We start from the raw sequence: 14,868 nt of genomic DNA, 5'->3' as shown, positions 1-14,868 counted from the left end.
CGGGAGCGCCTTGAACCCGCCGGCGAGCCTCTGGAGCGTCACCAACCAGCCGGCGGCCACCGGAGGCGTCATGAACCCGCCGGCGAGCAACGGGAGGGCGTTGTGAGCGCGCCTGCGGACGGGTCGCTCGCCCCCGGTGGGGCGGCGCTCGGGGAGCCGGTCGTCACCCGGGACGGGGTCGTCCCCGGCGACCCGCCGGGCGGTTCCGCCCCCACCTCGCCGACCCTCCGCTCCACCTGGCGCTCGGGCCGCCTGATCGTGCTCCTGGGCGCCCTCGTCGTGCTGATCGCGGTGCTCGGCGTCCTGCTCGCCCCGCAGCGCGGGCCCTCGCGCGCGCTCGACCCGGCCGACACCTCGCTCGCCGGGTCCAGGGCGCTGGCCGAGCTGCTGCGGGCGCGCGGCGTCCAGATCGACCGGGTCGACTCCGCCGAGGCGGCCGCCCGGCTCGCCACGACGGGCGGCCCCCGGCTGCTGCTGGTCACCGACACGGCCTACGCCGACGAGTACGCCCTGGCCGCGATCCCCGGCGACCGGCTGATCGTCGGCGACCTGCCCGGCCTGGCCGCGCTGGCGCCCGAGGTGCGCACCGTCCCGGAGGCGGCCCGGACCCGCTCGCGGGAGCCGGAGTGCGCCCTGCCGGCCGCGCGGGCGGCGGGGAGCGCGTACATGGGCGGCACGGCCTTCGAGGGCCCTCCCGGCGCCGCGCTCTGCTACCCGTCCACCACCGAGGGCCACACGCTGGTGTCCTACTCCCGCGCGGGCGGCACGACGACGGTCGTCGGCGACGGCTCGTTCATGACGAACCTCCGCCTCCCCGAGGACGGCAACGCGGCACTCGCGCTCAACCTCATCGGCACCGGCAGGCCGGTGACCTGGCTGGTACGGCCGGACAACCCGCCGGTCGCCGAGCTGCCGGGCGAACGCGGCCAGTCGCTGAGCGACCTCATGCCGGACAACGTGCGCTGGACCGTCTACATGGCGCTCATCGCGGTGGCGGTCACCGCGCTCTGGCGCGGCCGGCGGCTCGGGCCGGTGGTGACCGAGCGCCTGCCCGTCGTCGTGCGCGCGGCCGAGACCATCGAGGGCCGTGGCCGCCTCTACCGTGCCAGGCGGGCCAGGCAGCGGGCCGCCGAGGCGCTGCGCGCGGGCACGATCGACCGGCTGACCCCCCGGCTCGGCCTGGCCACCGGAGCCGGCGGCCGGGAGGTCGTCGCCGCGCTCGCCGCCCGTACCGGCCAGGACGCGCACCGGGTCGGCGCGGCACTGTACGGCCCGCCGCCCGCGGACGACGCGGCCCTCGTCGCCCTGGCCGCATACTTGGACCTCATGGAAAGGCAGGTCAGTGAACTCTGAGGAGAGTTACCGCGTGACGACGTCCGCCGACGCGGCGAGGGAGGCGCTCGCCGCGCTCCGCGCCGAGGTGGCCAAGGCCGTCGTGGGCCAGGACGCGGTGGTGACGGGGCTGGTCATCGCGCTGCTGTGCAAGGGGCACGTGCTGCTGGAGGGCGTGCCCGGCGTGGCGAAGACGCTGATGGTGCGCACGCTGAGCGCGGCGCTGTCGCTGGACTTCAAGCGGGTGCAGTTCACGCCCGACCTGATGCCGGGCGACGTGACCGGCTCGCTGATCTACGACGCGAAGACCGCGGAGTTCGAGTTCCGCGAGGGTCCCGTCTTCACGAACCTGCTGCTGGCCGACGAGATCAACCGCACCCCGCCGAAGACGCAGGCCGCGCTGCTGGAGGCGATGGAGGAGCGGCAGGTCAGCGTGGAGGGGTCGGCCCGGCCGCTGCCCGACCCGTTCGTGGTCTGCGCGACCCAGAACCCGGTCGAGTACGAGGGCACCTACCAGCTCCCCGAGGCGCAACTCGACCGCTTCCTGCTGAAGCTGACCGTGCCGCTGCCGCCGCGCGAGCAGGAGATCGCGGTGCTGGAGCGGCACGCCCGCGGCTTCGACCCGCGCGACCTGTCGGAGGTCAAGCCGGTCGCCAGCGCCGCCGATCTCGCCGCCGGGCGGGAGGCCGCGGCCCAGGTGCACGTGGCGCCCGAGGTGCTCGGCTACATCGTGGACGTGGCCCGCGCGACCAGGAACTCGCCGTCGTTGCAGCTCGGCGTCTCGCCGCGAGGGGCGACGGCGCTGCTCGCGGCCTCCCGCGCGTGGGCGTGGCTGTCCGGGCGGCACTACGTCACCCCCGACGACGTCAAGGCACTGGCCAGGCCCGCGCTGCGGCACCGCGTGGGCCTGCGGCCCGAGGCGGAGCTGGAGGGCGCGACCGCCGACGGCCTGCTCGACGGCATCCTGGCCTCGGTCCCGGTCCCGCGCTGATGGCGCTGACGGGGCGGGCCGGGCTGGTCGCCGCGCTCGGGATCGTGCTGGTGATGCTCGCGCCGCAGCCCGGGGCGGCGCTGGCCGGCGTCTGCCTGCTGCTGGCGGCGGCGATCGTGATCGACCTGACGTTCGCGGGGGCGGTGCGTCCGCTGCGCCTGCACCGGTCCGGCGACACCCTGGTCCGGCTCGGGCAGCGGGCCACGGTCGAGCTCGTCGTGGAGAACCCCGGGTCCAGGCGGGTGCGGGGCGTGCTGCGCGACGCCTGGCCGCCGTCCGCCGGGGCCACGCCGCGGGTCGCGCGGCTCGACGTGCCGAAGGGCGAACGGCGCAAGATCGTCGTCACGCTCGACCCAACCCGGCGCGGCGACCGCTCGTCGGTGGCGGTCACGGTGCGCTCGCTCGGGCCGCTCGGGCTGGCCGCGCGGCAGGGCGGCCACCGCGCGCCGTGGACGGTGCGGGTGCTGCCGCCGTTCCTGTCGCGCAAGCACCTGCCCTCGCGGCTGGCCCGGCTGCGCGAGCTCGACGGGCAACACCCCGCGCTCGTACGCGGCCAGGGCACCGAGTTCGACTCCCTGCGCGAGTACGTCGTCGGCGACGACGTGCGCTCCATCGACTGGCGGGCCACGGCGCGCCGGCACGACGTGGTGGTGCGCACCTGGCGGCCGGAACGCGACCGGCGGGTGCTGATCGTGCTCGACACCGGGCGCACGTCGGCGGGCCGGGTGGGCGACGCGCCGATCCCCTTGGCGGGCGCGACGCCGGGCGGCGGCGGCCTGCTGGCCCGGCCCGACCCGCGGCCGGTGCCCGGCTGGCCGCGGCTCGACTGGTCGATGGACGCGGCGCTGCTGCTGGCCGCGCTCGCCGCCCGCGCCGGCGACCAGGTCGACTTCCTCGCCTACGACCGGGCCGTACGCGCCTGGGTGGGCGGCGCCTCCCGCACCGAGCTGCTGTCGTCGCTGGTCAACGTCATGGCGCCGATCGAGGCCGAGCTGGTCGAGGCCGACGCGCAGGGCATGGTGGCGGCCGTGCTGTCGCGGGCCAGGCGGCGCTGCCTGGTGGTGCTGCTGACCGACCTCAACGGGGCGGCCATGGACGAAGGGCTCATGCCGGTGCTGCCGCAGCTCGCCTCGCGGCACCTGCTGCTGGTGGCCGGGGTGTCCGACCCCCGGGTGGCCGCGATGGCGGCGCGGCGCGGCTCGGCCGAGGAGGTCTACGACGCGGCGGCGGCCGAGCACGCCCAGCTCGAACGCCGGCGCATCACCGCCCGGCTGCGGCGGGCCGGGGTCGAGGTCGTGGACGCCCCGCCGGAGGACATCGCACCGGCGCTGGCGGACGCCTACCTGGCGCTGAAGGCGGCCGGCCGGCTGTAGCGGCTTCCGGGTCCGCGGCTTCTGGGACGCGTCAGGCGGCTGGGGCGACGTCTGGGGCGCGTTCGAGGTCGCCGGTCTCGGCGGCCAGCGCGGCCCGGCGGCCGAAGCCGATGACGTACGCCAGGAAGGCCACCTCGGCGAGCACGCCGATCCCCACGCGGGCCCAGGTCGGCAGCGGCGACGGGGTGACGAACGCCTCGATCAGCCCCGACACGAACAGCACCACGACCAGCCCCAGCGCCACGCTCATCACGGCCCGCCCCTGCTCGGCCAGCGCCTCCGTGCGCCGGCGCGGCCCGGGGTCGATGACCGTCCAGCCGAGCCGCATGCCGACGGCCGCCGCCAGGAAGACGGCGGTCAGCTCCAGCAGCCCGTGCGGCGTGATCAGCCCGAAGAAGATGTCCAGCTTGTCGCGGGAGGCCATGAGGCCGCCGGAGACGCCGACGTTGGCCGCGTTCTGGAACAGCACGTACGGGATCGGCAGCCCCAGCAGCACCGAGTAGATGACCACCTGGGCGGACAACCAGGCGTTGTTGGTCCACACCCGCCCCGCGAACGACGCCGCCGGGTGCTCCGAGTAGTAGTCGGCGAAGTCGTGCTCGACGAGCTGGGTGATCTCGTCGGGCGTGCCGATCGCGGCCTGCACGTCGGGGTTGCCCGCCACCCACGCGCCGATCACCCACGCCACCGCCGTGCTCGCCAGCGTGGCGGCCAGCCACCACCACCGCGCCCGGTAGGCCACCACGGGGAACGACACCGTGAAGAACCGGACGAACTCCCGCCAGGCGGGCGCGTGCGCCCCCGTCACCGCCGACCGCGCCCGCGCCACCAGCGCCGACAGGCGGCCGACGAGCATGGGGTCGTGCGCCGAGGAGCGGACGATCGACAGGTGCGTCGCCACCCGCTGGTAGAGGTCGACCAGCTCGTCCACCTCGGCGCCGGTCAGCGACGAGCGGTGCTTCACCAGATGGTCGAGCCGGTCCCAGGCAGGGCGGTGTGCGGCGATGAACGCGTCGATGTCCACCCGAACATTCTGGCCGCTCACTCACCTGCGCCGAGCCGTTAGGCTCCAGATATGTCGGAGGTTGTGACAGGCGACGCCGTCGTCGTCGAGGTACGCGTGGCGCAGATGCCCTCGCGCGCCCTGGCGATCGTCATCGACCTGGCGGTGCAGGTGACCGTGCTGGTGGGGGCCTACGTGCTGCTGGGGGCGTTCGCCACGGTGTCGGACCCGGCGGCGTTCGCGGCCGTCATGGTCGCGCTGATGGTCCTGGTGATGGTCGGCTACCCGGTGATCTTCGAGTCGGTGAGCAGGGGGCGCAGCCTCGGCAAGCTGGCGCTCGGCCTGCGGGTGGTGAGCGACGACGGCAGCCCCGAGCGGTTCAGGCAGGCGCTGTTCCGCGGGCTCGCGGGCCTGGTGGAGTTCTGGATGCTCTCCGGGGCGCCCGCGCTGATCTCCTCGCTGGTCTCGCAGCGGGGCAAGCGGCTCGGCGACATCTTCGCCGGCACGATCGTCATCTCCGACCGGGCGCCGCGGCAGAGCGGGCAGGCCGTCCAGATGCCGCCGCCGCTCGCCGCGTGGGCGGCCACGCTGGAGCTGTCGCGGCTGCCTGACGAGGTGGCGCAGGCGGCCCGGCAATACCTGCTGCGCTGGCACGACCTGTCGCCGCAGGTCCGGCACGAGATGGGGATGCGGATCGCGGCCCAGACCGCGGCGTTCGTCTCGCCCGCCGCGCCGGCCGGGGTGCCGCCGTACGCGTACCTGAGCGCCGTGCTGGCCGAGCGCCGGCGCCGCGAGGAGGCCCGGCTGGCGCTGCGTGCCGGCGTCGCGGCCGGTCCGCAGCCCCCGCGCCCCTCGTACCCGCCGCCGCCCCAGCCCGCGAGCTCGTACGCGCCCCCGCCCGCGAACTCCTACGCTCCTCCGCCCCAGCCTTCCTACGCTCCCCCTCCGGCGCCGCCGGGTCCTGGAGCGGGTGTCACGCCGGGCGGGTTCGCGCCCCCGCAATGACGGACGGCGGCCGCCCCGGCCTCGGGACGACCGCCGCCGCTCAGCGGGTCAGTGGCCCCTGTCGGGCCGGTACGACTCCTGGGTCTGCACGTTCAGCCGACCCGTCCGGACGTGCCGGGCGCTGTCGGTCAGCCGATCGTCGATCTTGACGATGTCCAGGCCGGCGTGGAAGTCGGCCCCGTAGATGTAGCCGTTGTAGTAGTAGGCGGACCAGATCCCGCCGCCGCTGCCGTCCGCGCGGGGACCGCGTTCGAAGTAGCCGATCTCCCTCGGGTTGGCCGCGTCGGTGAAGTCCCAGACGGACAGGCCGCCCATGTACCACGCCTGCACCATGATGTCGCGGCCCTTGACCGGGATCAGCGAGCCGTTGTGCGCGACGCAGTTCTCGCTGTCGGCCTGGTAGCGCGGGATCTTGAAGTAGCTCTTGAAGACGAGCTGGCCGTGGACGATCTCGTAGATGGCGTCCGCGCCCCGGTTGGGGCCGGTGGCCTCGTTGCAGGTGGCCAGGCCGCCGCCGCCGAGCTCGTCGGTGAAGACGACCTTCCTGGCGTCGTTGCTGAACGTCGCCGAGTGCCAGAACGCGAAGTTCGGGTCGGTGGTGCGGGCGGTCACCCGCGGGTTGAGCCGGTCGCGGATGTCGAACAGCACGCCGTCGCCCATGCAGGCGCCCGCCGCGATGTCCTTCTCCGGGTAGGCGGTGATGTCGTGGCAGCCGCTCGTGGGCACGAGCAGGCCGGGTTGGGTCTCGTTGCCGCCGTCGGGGAAGACGACCGGGGTGGCCGCGACGGCCGCCTCGGCGGGCTTCTTCAGCGGCACCTTGATGATCGAGATCTTGTCGTGCGGCGGCTGGCAGTCCGGGAAGGTGCTGCTCGGGCTGTACGACGAGACGTACACGTAGACGTTCTTGTTCTGGTCGCGGCCCTTGCCCGGCACCAGGGTCAGCGTGTGGGAGCCGCAGTTCGTCTCGACCGACTTGATGTAGCGCGGGTTGGCCTTGTCGGAGATGTCGAAGATGCGGACGCCCTCCCACGCCTCCTTGTGGTCGGCGCTCAGGGCCGTGCTGTTGCAGGAGTCGTCGCTGCGGGAGGAGTCGACGGCGCTGAACAGCAGGTTGCCGTACACGCTGACGTCCATCTGCGAGCCCGGGCAGACGACGGAGCTGACCACCTTGGCCCGCTTCGGGTCGCGGATGTCGTAGATGGAGAAGCCGCCGTAGTTGCCGACGTAGGCGTAGCCGTCCTGGAAGGCCAGGTCGGTGTTGATGGTGCCGGCGAGCGGGGCGGGCTTCGGGATGTTGAGCACGTGGGTGACGTTCCCGCTGGTGACGACGGCGTCGGCGGGGGGAATGTCGGCAGTGGTCGCGGTGGCGGTCGCGGGGGTCGCGGTCAGCGACAGGACGAAAGCCGCCGCGACCGCCGCTAGGGAGCGGCGGCGCGGGATGGACAACTCGGGAGCCTCCTTGACGTCAGTGACCGTGGCCGGGCCCGTGGCCGTGGCCGTGGTCCGGGTAGCTCTCCTGCGTCTGCGCGTTGAGCAGGCGCGACTTGACGCTGTTCGCCTGGTTCGTCCGCGGGTCGTTGATCTTCAGCACGTCCAGGCCGAGGTTGAAGTCGGAGCCGTAGATGTAGCCGTTGTAGTAGTACGCCGACCAGAAGCCGCCGCTCAGCGCCGGGGCGGTGTCGTCCGGGCCGCGCTCGAAGAAGGCGATCTCCTTGGCGTTGGCGGAGTCGGTGAAGTCGACCACCGAGATGCCGCCCTGGTACCACGCCTGCACCATGACGTCGCGGCCCTTGACCGGGATCAGCGAGCCGTTGTGCGCGACGCAGTTCTCGGTGTCGGCCTGGTGGCGCGGGATCTTGAAGTAGCCCTTGAAGACGAGTTGCCCGCCGACGATGTCGTAGTAGGCGTTGGCGCCCCGGTTCGGGCCGATGGCCTCGTTGCAGGTGGCCCGGGTGCCGCCGCCGAGCTCGTCGGTGAAGATCACCTTGGTGCCGGAGTTGTTGAACGTGGCCGAGTGCCAGAAGGCGAAGTTCGTCTCGTCGCGGACCTGGGCGGTGACCTTGGGCTGTTCGGGGTCGCGGATGTCGAGCAGGATGCCGTCACCCATGCAGGCGCCCGCGGCGATGCCCTTCTCCGGGTAGGCCGTGATGTCGTGGCAGCCGGTCGTGGCCGACTTTCCGTTGGGGTAGCTGCCCGGCACGCCGCCGAAGCCGCCGTCGGGGAACAGGTTGGGCGTGGCGATCACGGACGCGGCCGTCGGGTTCCGCAGCGGGACCTTGATGATCGAGATCAGGTCGTGCGGCGGCTGGCAGTCGGGGAACGCCGCGCTCGGGCTGTAGGAGGAGACGTAGACGTAGACGTTGTCGCCCCTGCGGTCGGGCACCAGCGTGTGGGTGTGGGAGCCGCAGTTGGTCTCGACGGACTTGATGTAGCGCGGGTTCGCCTTGTCGGAGATGTCGAAGATGCGCATCCCCTCCCACGACTCCTTGACGCTGGCGGGCTGCGAGGTGCTGGCGCACGAGTCGTTGTTGCGGGAGGAGTCGACGGAGCCGAACAGCAGGTTGCCGTAGACCGACACGTCCATCTGGCCGCCGGGGCAGACCAGCGAGCTGACCAGCCGCGTCTTCTTCGGATTCTTGATGTCGTAGATGGAGAACCCGTAGTAGTTGCCCACGTAGGCGTAGTCGCCCTGGAAGGCCATGTCGGTGTGGATGTCGGCGAGGGCCTCGGGCTTCGGCACGTTGGTGACGTGCGTGATGTTGGGGCTCATGACGATCTCGCCGGGAGCCGGGATGTCCGCGGCCTGGGCGGGCAGGGTGGTGCCGGCCAGCGCCACGACCGCCGCGAACAGGATGAGGGCCCTGCGGGGGCTTAACACCGGTCAATCCTCCTATAAAGGGAGCATAAATCTACGCCATCTTGACTCGCCGAAGCCCCGCTAGCCAGCGTCCAAACTGTCAAATTTTGTTCCGATTCGCCCTCTTTCAATCCACCTGTCATTGGCTTAGAGTGCGCATTCTCTACACCCTCAGTCAGGGAGGCTGGGTGCGCTCCGCGCTCAACGTCATCGCAGGCACGCTCGTCACCCTCACCGGCATCGCGCTCTCCGGCTGCTCGTCCTCCCCGCCACCGGCCCCACGGGCGGACTCGACCGCGCCCGTGATCGCCCCCGGGCGTCCCGGCGAGCAGGCGAGGACGCTCGGCCCCGGCGAGGCCGCCACCGCCGTGCCCTCGCCGACCGCGAACGCCGCCGACGTCATCTACGTCCAGGACATGATCATCCACCACCGTCAGGCGCTCGACATGGCGCTGCTCGCGCCGAGCCGGGCGGAGTCGGCCAAGGTGAAGGGCATGGCCGACCGGATCAAGGCCACCCAGGGGCCGGAGATCCAGTACATGACGGGCTGGCTGCGCGAGCAGGGGCAGAAGGAGCCCGATCACCACGCCGCGCACGACGGCATGCCGGGCATGGCCACCCCGGAGCAGCTCGACGCGCTGAAGGCGGCCAAGGGCGCCGCGTTCGACCGGATGTTCCTGCAGCTCATGATCAACCACCACCTGGGGGCGATCAAGATGTGCGAGCAGGTGCTGAGCAGCGGCTCGCACATGCGCATCGAGGAGCTGGCGAGCGAGGTCAGCGTCGAGCAGACCGCCGAGATCCGCCGCATGCAGCAGATCGAGCGCGAGCTGCCACCTGCTTGAGCTTCAGGAGCCCACGCGCCAGGAGTGCAGATAGTCCTCCTGCTCGCCGGTCAGCCGGTCGATGCCGATCCCGGCCGCGGCCAGCTTGAGCCTGGCCACCTCGTGGTCGATCTCCTCCGGGACGTCGTACACGCCGGGCGCGAGGCCGGCACGCTCGGCGGCCAGCCACTCCACGGCGAGGGCCTGCGCGGAGAACGACATGTCCATCACGGCGGCCGGATGCCCCTCGGCCGCCGTGAGGTTGACCAGCCGCCCCTCGGCCAGCAGCAGCAGGCGGCGGCCGTCGGGCATGACGTACTGGTCGGTGTTGGGGCGGACGCCGCGCTGCACCTCGCCGGCCAGCTCGTCCAGCGCCCGGACGTCGATCTCCACGTCGAAGTGCCCCGCGTTGGCCAGGATCGCCCCGTCCTTCATGACCGACAGGTGCTCGGCCCTGATCACGTCGCGGTTGCCGGTCACCGTGACGAACAGGTCGCCGAGCAGCGCGGCCTGCGCCATCGGCCGCACCTCGTAGCCCTGGAGGGTCGCGTCGAGCGCCTTGACCGCGTCGATCTCGGTCACGATCACCCGCGCCCCGAACCCCTTGGCCCGCTCGGCCACGCCCCGCCCGCAGTAGCCGAAGCCGGCCACGACCACCGTACGGCCCGCGAGCAGGGTGTTCGTGGCCCGCATGATGCCGTCCAGGGTGGACTGGCCGGTGCCGTACCTGTTGTCGAACATGCGCTTGGTGCGCGTGTCGTTGACGGCCACGACCGGGAAGCGCAGCGCCCCCTCCGCCGCCATCTGGCGCAGCCTGATGATGCCGGTCGTGGTCTCCTCACAGCCGCCGCCCACCCGCTCCAGCAGGTCGACGCGCTCGGTGTGCAGGATGTTGACCAGGTCGCAGCCGTCGTCGAGCACGAGATCGGGCCCCACGTCGAGAGCCTGGTGGATGTGCCGGTAGTAGGCCGCCCGGTCGACGCCCGCGCGGGCGTGCACCCCGATCCCGTAGCCGCGCAGCGCCTCGGCCACGTCGTCCTGGGTGGACAGCGGGTTGGAGGCGGCCAGGGCGATCTCCGCCCCGCCCGCCTGCAGCGTCCCCATCAGCACGGCCGTCTCGGCCGTGACGTGCAGGCAGGCCGCGATCTTCAGCCCGGCGAGCGGCCGCTCCAGCGCGAACCGCTCGCCGATGGCGGTGAGCACCGGCATCGAGCGGGCGGCCCAGGAGATCTGCCGCTCGCCGCTTTCCCTCAGGTCCATGGCCTGCCGCAGCGGATCAGTAGCGGTAGTGGTCGGACTTGTACGGGCCCTCGACGTGCACGCCGATGTAGGCCGCCTGCTCCTTGGTCAGCTCGGTGAGCTTGACGCCGAGCGCGTCGAGGTGCAGCCGCGCCACCTTCTCGTCGAGGTGCTTGGGCAGCGTGTAGACCCCGATCGGGTATTCGGCGGTCTTGGTGAACAGCTCGATCTGCGCGATCACCTGGTTGGTGAACGAGTTGGACATGACGAAGCTGGGGTGGCCGGTGGCGCAGCCCAGGTTCATCAGCCGGCCCTCGGCGAGCACGATGATCGAGTGGCCGTCCTCGAAGACCCACTCGTCGACCTGCGGCTTGATGTTGTTCTTCACGATGCCGGGCAGCTTGGCGAGGCCGGCCATGTCGATCTCGTTGTCGAAGTGGCCGATGTTGGAGACGATCGCCTGGTGCTTCATCTTCGCCATGTGCTCGGCGGTGATGATGTTGAAGTTGCCGGTGGCGGTCACGAAGATGTCGGCGATGCCGACGACCTCGTCCAGGGTGGTGACCTGGAAGCCGTCCATGGCGGCCTGGAGGGCGCAGATCGGGTCGATCTCGGTGACGATGACGCGGGCGCCCTGGCCGCGCAGCGCGTCGGCGCAGCCCTTGCCGACGTCGCCGTAGCCGCAGACCACCGCGACCTTGCCGCCAATGAGCACGTCGGTGGCGCGGTTGAGGCCGTCGATGACGGAGTGGCGGCAGCCGTACTTGTTGTCGAACTTCGACTTGGTGACCGAGTCGTTGACGTTGATGGCCGGGAAGAGGAGCTGGCCGTTCTTGTGCATCTCGTACAGGCGGTGCACTCCGGTGGTGGTCTCCTCCGTCACGCCCTTGATGCTCTCGGCGATGCGGGTCCACCGCTTGTCGGCGCCGACCGTGCGGGTGAGCAGGTCGACGATGACGTGCCACTCCTCCGGGTCGTCGGCCGTGGCGGGTGGGACGGCGCCGGCCTTCTCGTACTCGGCGCCCTTGTGGACGAGGAGCGTGGCGTCGCCGCCGTCGTCGAGGATCATGTTGGGGGCGTCACCGTCGGGCCAGGTGAGCGCCTGCTCGGTGCACCACCAGTATTCCTCCAGCGTCTCGCCCTTCCAGGCGAACACCGGGACGCCCTTGGGGTCCTCGGGGGTGCCGTCGGGGCCGACGACCACCGCGGCGGCGGCGTGGTCCTGGGTGGAGAAGATGTTGCAGCTCACCCAGCGGACCTCGGCGCCGAGGGCGACCAGCGTCTCGATGAGGACGGCGGTCTGGATCGTCATGTGCAGGGAGCCCATGATCTTCGCGCCGCGAAGGGGCTGGGAGGCCGCGTATTCCTTGCGGACCGCCATCAGGCCGGGCATCTCGTGCTCGGCGAGCCGGATCTCCTTGCGGCCGAAGTCGGCAAGTGAAAGGTCGGCGACCTTGAAGTCCATGGGTTTCCCCTCGCGCTGACTGATGATTGTCGCGAGAAGTCTAGGCGGCGCCGGGCAGCGGTCGCATCCACGGGACGGCGAAACTGACGTAAGAATGTAAGGATGCGCATCACGGAAGCGGCCAGACGGCTCGGCATGTCCCCTCGAATGCTTCGCTACCGGGAGGCGCTCGGGCTGCTGCCGCCCGTGCGCGAGCAGGGCGCGCACCGCCGGTTCGGGCCCGAGGAGCTGGCCGCGGTGGCGCAGGGGGTGGAGCTGGAGAAGCGGTTCGACGTCTCGCCGGCCGAGCTGGCGTTCGCGCTGCGGGTGCTGAGCGAGCCCGCGGTGGCCGCCGCCGTACGCGACCTCGGGGTGCGGATCGGGCGCATCCCGGTGCCGCGCAGGGCCCTCGACTTCGAGAAGGAGAAGGCCCTGCGCCTGCTGCGCCCCGGCCACCGCCCGTCAGGCGGATGAAGGGCTCAGTTGGACGCCGGGGTGCGCAGCCGGTCGAGGTCGGGCTCCAGGTAGATGACCCGGGCGATCGGCTCCGCCTCGCGGATGCGCCGCTCGGCCTCGTCGATGCCGCGCGCCACCTCGGCCGCCGTGTCGTTGTGCTCGACCGCGATCTTCGCGGCCACCAGCAGCTCCTCCGGGCCGAGGTGCAGCGTGCGCATGTGGATGATCCGCTCCACCTCGGGCGCGCTCTCCAGCGCGGCGCGGATGCGGGTCTCCACCTCGGGCGAGGCGCCCTCGCCGACCAGCAGCGACTTGGTCTCCATGGCCAGCACGACCGCGATGATCGCCAGCAGCAGGCCGATCATCATGGTGCCGACGCCGTCCCAGATGCCGTTGCCGGTGATCACCGCCATCGTCACGCCGAACAGCGCGAAGATGAGGCCGAGCAGCGCGCCGAGGTCCTCCAGCAGGATGACGGGCAGCTCGGGCGACTTCGACCGGCGGACGAACGCCACCCACGACTGCTTGCCGCGCACCGCGTTCGACTCCTTGATCGCGGTGCGGAACGAGAAGCCCTCCGCGATGATCGCGAAGATGAGCACCCCGAAGGCCCAGATGGGCGACTCGACGCCCGTCGGGTGGGAGATCTTGTGCCAGCCCTCGTAGAGCGAGAAGGCCGCGCCGATCGTGAACAGCACCACCGCGACCACGAAGGCGTAGAAATAGCGCTCGCGGCCGTAGCCGAAGGGATGCTCCTTGGTGCTGGCCCGCGCCGCCCGCTTGCCGCCGATCAGCAGCAGCACCTGGTTGCCCGAGTCGGCGACGGAGTGGATGCCCTCCGCCAGCATCGACGATGATCCGGTGAACGCCGCCGCCACGAACTTGGCCACCGCGATGGCCAAATTGGCGGTCAGGGCCGCAATGATCGCTTTTGTTCCGCCGCTCGCGCTCACCGGTCTTCTCCACTCATAGGGTTGAGGCTTGGAGAGGATCCTATTGGGAGATTCTTGCCCTGAGTTCTGTGATCGCCGACACAGAGGTCGGATCGATGCCGTAACCCAGCGCGAGATAGGCGCTGGCGTAGTCGCCGAGCCCGATCAGCGAGGCCATCCGCTCCAGCGGATGCGCGCCCTCGGCGACCAGCTCGGTCACGGGCACGTCGCGGTCGCGGGCCAGCCGCAGCGCGACCTCGCGCTGCCGCGTCACCTGGGGATGCTCCTCGACGTCACGCAGCACCACGAGCCGCAGGGTGCGCCCGGAGGTGTCGGCGAAGATGTCGCGCTCGGCCATCGGCCCGTCGAACACGGCCACCTGGTGGTGGCCCGCCTCGGGCAGCTCGCCGCAGATCGCCGGATATTTCGCGTTGGCGGCCAGCTGTCCGGTGAGCCGGGTGGCCGCCACCCGCGTGACCGCCGAGGTGCCCCAGATCACCGGGACGCTCTCGGCGAGGTCCATCGCGAGCGACTTGCCGGGGTTGATGAAGGTGTCGCTGGACGGCCGGCACCGGTGCGCCATGTCCTCCAGCGACCCCGCCACCCGCTCGAACAGGTCGGGCTCGACGCTCACCAGCCGCAGCGCGGCGGCGGCCACGAGGGTCGGGATCGCCAGCAGCCAGAGGTTGGCCCGCGACTGGCCGGTGACCGGCACCGCCACGTAGCTCGCCGACGCCTGCAGGGCGATCGCCTCCAGCGGGGAGCCCGCGGGCCCCACGCCGAGCAGCGTGCAGCCGCGCCGGACGGCCTGCGTGGCCACCGACACGGTCTCCTCGGTGTCGCCCGAGCCGGACACGGCGATGACGAGATCGGTCGCGCCCACCCAGCCGGGGAGCTGGTAGGAGCGCAGGGTCACGATCGGCAGCGGCACACCCGAGCCGGCCACGGCCGCGAGCAGGTCGCCCGCGATGCCGGAGCCGCCCATGCCCGCCACCACGACCGCCCTCGGCCGCCCGTGGGCGACCAGCCGGTCGAGGTGGGCCTCGGCGGCCACGCGGGCGCCGGTGCGGACCTGCGCCGCGGACGCGGCGACCGCGGGCAGCATGCCGGAGGGGTCGGCCTCGCTCAGATGAGCCTGGTCGTCGAGCCGGTCCGGCTCCCAGGTCACGGCTTCCTGGCCTCGTCGACGAGCAGAACGGGGATGTCATCCCGGACGGGGTAGACCAGGCCGCAGCCGGTGCAGGCCAGCTCCTCGGACTCGGACTCGGCGCGCAGGGGCGCCTTGCACGCCGGACATGCCAGGATCTCCAGCAGCCAGTCGTCGATCTTCACACGCTCACCCATCTCGCTATCCGTCACCAGCTTGACCGTAACACCACGGCGCGACACGCAGGCGGGCCGAGCCTGCCCGC

The 14,868-nt window shown here is 72.0% G+C and carries 14 protein-coding genes; 6 read left to right on the top strand and 8 right to left on the bottom strand.

Annotated features, from left to right (window positions below; translation table 11 throughout):
* The first annotated feature begins 102 nt into the window (after positions 1 to 102).
* Genes ACBR40_RS28805 through ACBR40_RS28795 form a run of 3 tightly spaced genes read left to right on the top strand, consistent with a single transcriptional unit; the run spans position 103 to position 3,696 of the window.
* Positions 103 to 1,353: a DUF4350 domain-containing protein gene (locus tag ACBR40_RS28805; protein WP_371250791.1), complete on the top strand. Its 1,251-nt coding sequence runs from the start codon at positions 103 to 105 to the stop codon at positions 1,351 to 1,353.
* Positions 1,354 to 1,366: 13 nt separating this feature from the next.
* Positions 1,367 to 2,323: an AAA family ATPase gene (locus ACBR40_RS28800; protein ID WP_371250790.1), complete on the top strand. Its 957-nt coding sequence runs from the start codon at positions 1,367 to 1,369 to the stop codon at positions 2,321 to 2,323.
* On the top strand, positions 2,323 to 3,696 hold the full coding sequence (locus ACBR40_RS28795; RefSeq protein WP_344210212.1) for a DUF58 domain-containing protein: 1,374 nt from the start codon (positions 2,323 to 2,325) through the stop codon (positions 3,694 to 3,696). The genes ACBR40_RS28800 and ACBR40_RS28795 overlap by 1 nt, the downstream gene beginning before the upstream one ends.
* Positions 3,697 to 3,727: 31 nt before the next feature.
* Here ACBR40_RS28795 and ACBR40_RS28790 read toward each other — a convergent pair whose 3' ends face one another.
* Positions 3,728 to 4,720 carry a stage II sporulation protein M gene (locus tag ACBR40_RS28790; protein WP_344210214.1) on the bottom strand — a complete coding sequence of 331 codons (993 nt, stop codon included), beginning with the start codon at positions 4,718 to 4,720 and terminating at the stop codon, positions 3,728 to 3,730.
* A gap of 51 nt (positions 4,721 to 4,771) precedes the next feature.
* Here ACBR40_RS28790 and ACBR40_RS28785 point away from each other — a divergent pair, with 51 nt between their 5' ends.
* Positions 4,772 to 5,704: an RDD family protein gene (locus ACBR40_RS28785; protein ID WP_371250789.1), complete on the top strand. Its 933-nt coding sequence runs from the start codon at positions 4,772 to 4,774 to the stop codon at positions 5,702 to 5,704.
* A 48-nt stretch (positions 5,705 to 5,752) separates the two neighbouring features.
* Here the strand turns inward: ACBR40_RS28785 and ACBR40_RS28780 are convergent, their stop codons facing one another.
* Positions 5,753 to 7,150: an LVIVD repeat-containing protein gene (locus tag ACBR40_RS28780; protein ID WP_371250788.1), complete on the bottom strand. Its 1,398-nt coding sequence runs from the start codon at positions 7,148 to 7,150 to the stop codon at positions 5,753 to 5,755.
* Positions 7,151 to 7,169: 19 nt separating this feature from the next.
* Positions 7,170 to 8,582, bottom strand: coding sequence for an LVIVD repeat-containing protein (locus ACBR40_RS28775; RefSeq protein ID WP_371250787.1), 1,413 nt, complete (start codon positions 8,580 to 8,582; stop codon positions 7,170 to 7,172).
* Positions 8,583 to 8,749: 167 nt separating this feature from the next.
* On the opposite strand from ACBR40_RS28775, the gene ACBR40_RS28770 reads away from it, so the two are divergent.
* Positions 8,750 to 9,406: a DUF305 domain-containing protein gene (locus tag ACBR40_RS28770; RefSeq protein ID WP_344210222.1), complete on the top strand. Its 657-nt coding sequence runs from the start codon at positions 8,750 to 8,752 to the stop codon at positions 9,404 to 9,406.
* 3 nt (positions 9,407 to 9,409) lie between these two features.
* On the opposite strand, the gene ACBR40_RS28765 is transcribed toward ACBR40_RS28770, so the two are convergent.
* Positions 9,410 to 10,645 (bottom strand): adenosylhomocysteinase, encoded by a 1,236-nt coding sequence (locus ACBR40_RS28765; RefSeq protein ID WP_371250786.1) that lies wholly within the window; start codon positions 10,643 to 10,645, stop codon positions 9,410 to 9,412.
* A 16-nt stretch (positions 10,646 to 10,661) separates the two neighbouring features.
* Entirely contained in the window at positions 10,662 to 12,089 is a 1,428-nt protein-coding gene (gene ahcY, locus ACBR40_RS28760; RefSeq protein ID WP_344210226.1) for an adenosylhomocysteinase, read from the bottom strand.
* A 102-nt stretch (positions 12,090 to 12,191) separates the two neighbouring features.
* Here ahcY and ACBR40_RS28755 point away from each other — a divergent pair, with 102 nt between their 5' ends.
* On the top strand, positions 12,192 to 12,542 hold the full coding sequence (locus ACBR40_RS28755) for a MerR family DNA-binding transcriptional regulator (protein ID WP_344210228.1): 351 nt from the start codon (positions 12,192 to 12,194) through the stop codon (positions 12,540 to 12,542).
* Positions 12,543 to 12,547: 5 nt separating this feature from the next.
* Here the strand turns inward: ACBR40_RS28755 and ACBR40_RS28750 are convergent, their stop codons facing one another.
* Genes ACBR40_RS28750 through ACBR40_RS28740 form a run of 3 tightly spaced genes read right to left on the bottom strand, consistent with a single transcriptional unit; the run spans position 12,548 to position 14,800 of the window.
* A complete protein-coding gene (locus tag ACBR40_RS28750) occupies positions 12,548 to 13,477 on the bottom strand; it encodes a cation diffusion facilitator family transporter (RefSeq protein ID WP_344210230.1) in 930 nt (309 codons plus the stop codon).
* Positions 13,478 to 13,517: 40 nt separating this feature from the next.
* Positions 13,518 to 14,624 (bottom strand): SIS domain-containing protein, encoded by a 1,107-nt coding sequence (locus tag ACBR40_RS28745; protein WP_344210232.1) that lies wholly within the window; start codon positions 14,622 to 14,624, stop codon positions 13,518 to 13,520.
* Positions 14,621 to 14,800, bottom strand: coding sequence for a Trm112 family protein (locus ACBR40_RS28740; protein ID WP_344210234.1), 180 nt, complete (start codon positions 14,798 to 14,800; stop codon positions 14,621 to 14,623). Before ACBR40_RS28740 ends, ACBR40_RS28745 begins: the two co-directional genes overlap by 4 nt.
* Positions 14,801 to 14,868 lie beyond the last annotated feature (68 nt).

The organism is Nonomuraea sp. AD125B (assembly GCF_041402765.1).
Classification (GTDB): Bacteria; Actinomycetota; Actinomycetes; order Streptosporangiales; family Streptosporangiaceae; genus Nonomuraea; species Nonomuraea bangladeshensis.
This window is presented reverse-complemented; position numbering and strand designations above follow the sequence as displayed.

Coding starts and splice junctions, on each gene's coding strand:
- ACBR40_RS28795 (WP_344210212.1), top strand. CDS start 2,323: ATGGCGCTGACGGGGCGGGCCGGGCTGGTCGCCGCGCTCGGGATCGTG.
- ACBR40_RS28785 (WP_371250789.1), top strand. CDS start 4,772: ATGTCGGAGGTTGTGACAGGCGACGCCGTCGTCGTCGAGGTACGCGTG.
- ACBR40_RS28765 (WP_371250786.1), bottom strand. CDS start 10,645: ATGGACCTGAGGGAAAGCGGCGAGCGGCAGATCTCCTGGGCCGCCCGC.
- ahcY (WP_344210226.1), bottom strand. CDS start 12,089: ATGGACTTCAAGGTCGCCGACCTTTCACTTGCCGACTTCGGCCGCAAG.
- ACBR40_RS28755 (WP_344210228.1), top strand. CDS start 12,192: ATGCGCATCACGGAAGCGGCCAGACGGCTCGGCATGTCCCCTCGAATG.
- ACBR40_RS28740 (WP_344210234.1), bottom strand. CDS start 14,800: ATGGGTGAGCGTGTGAAGATCGACGACTGGCTGCTGGAGATCCTGGCA.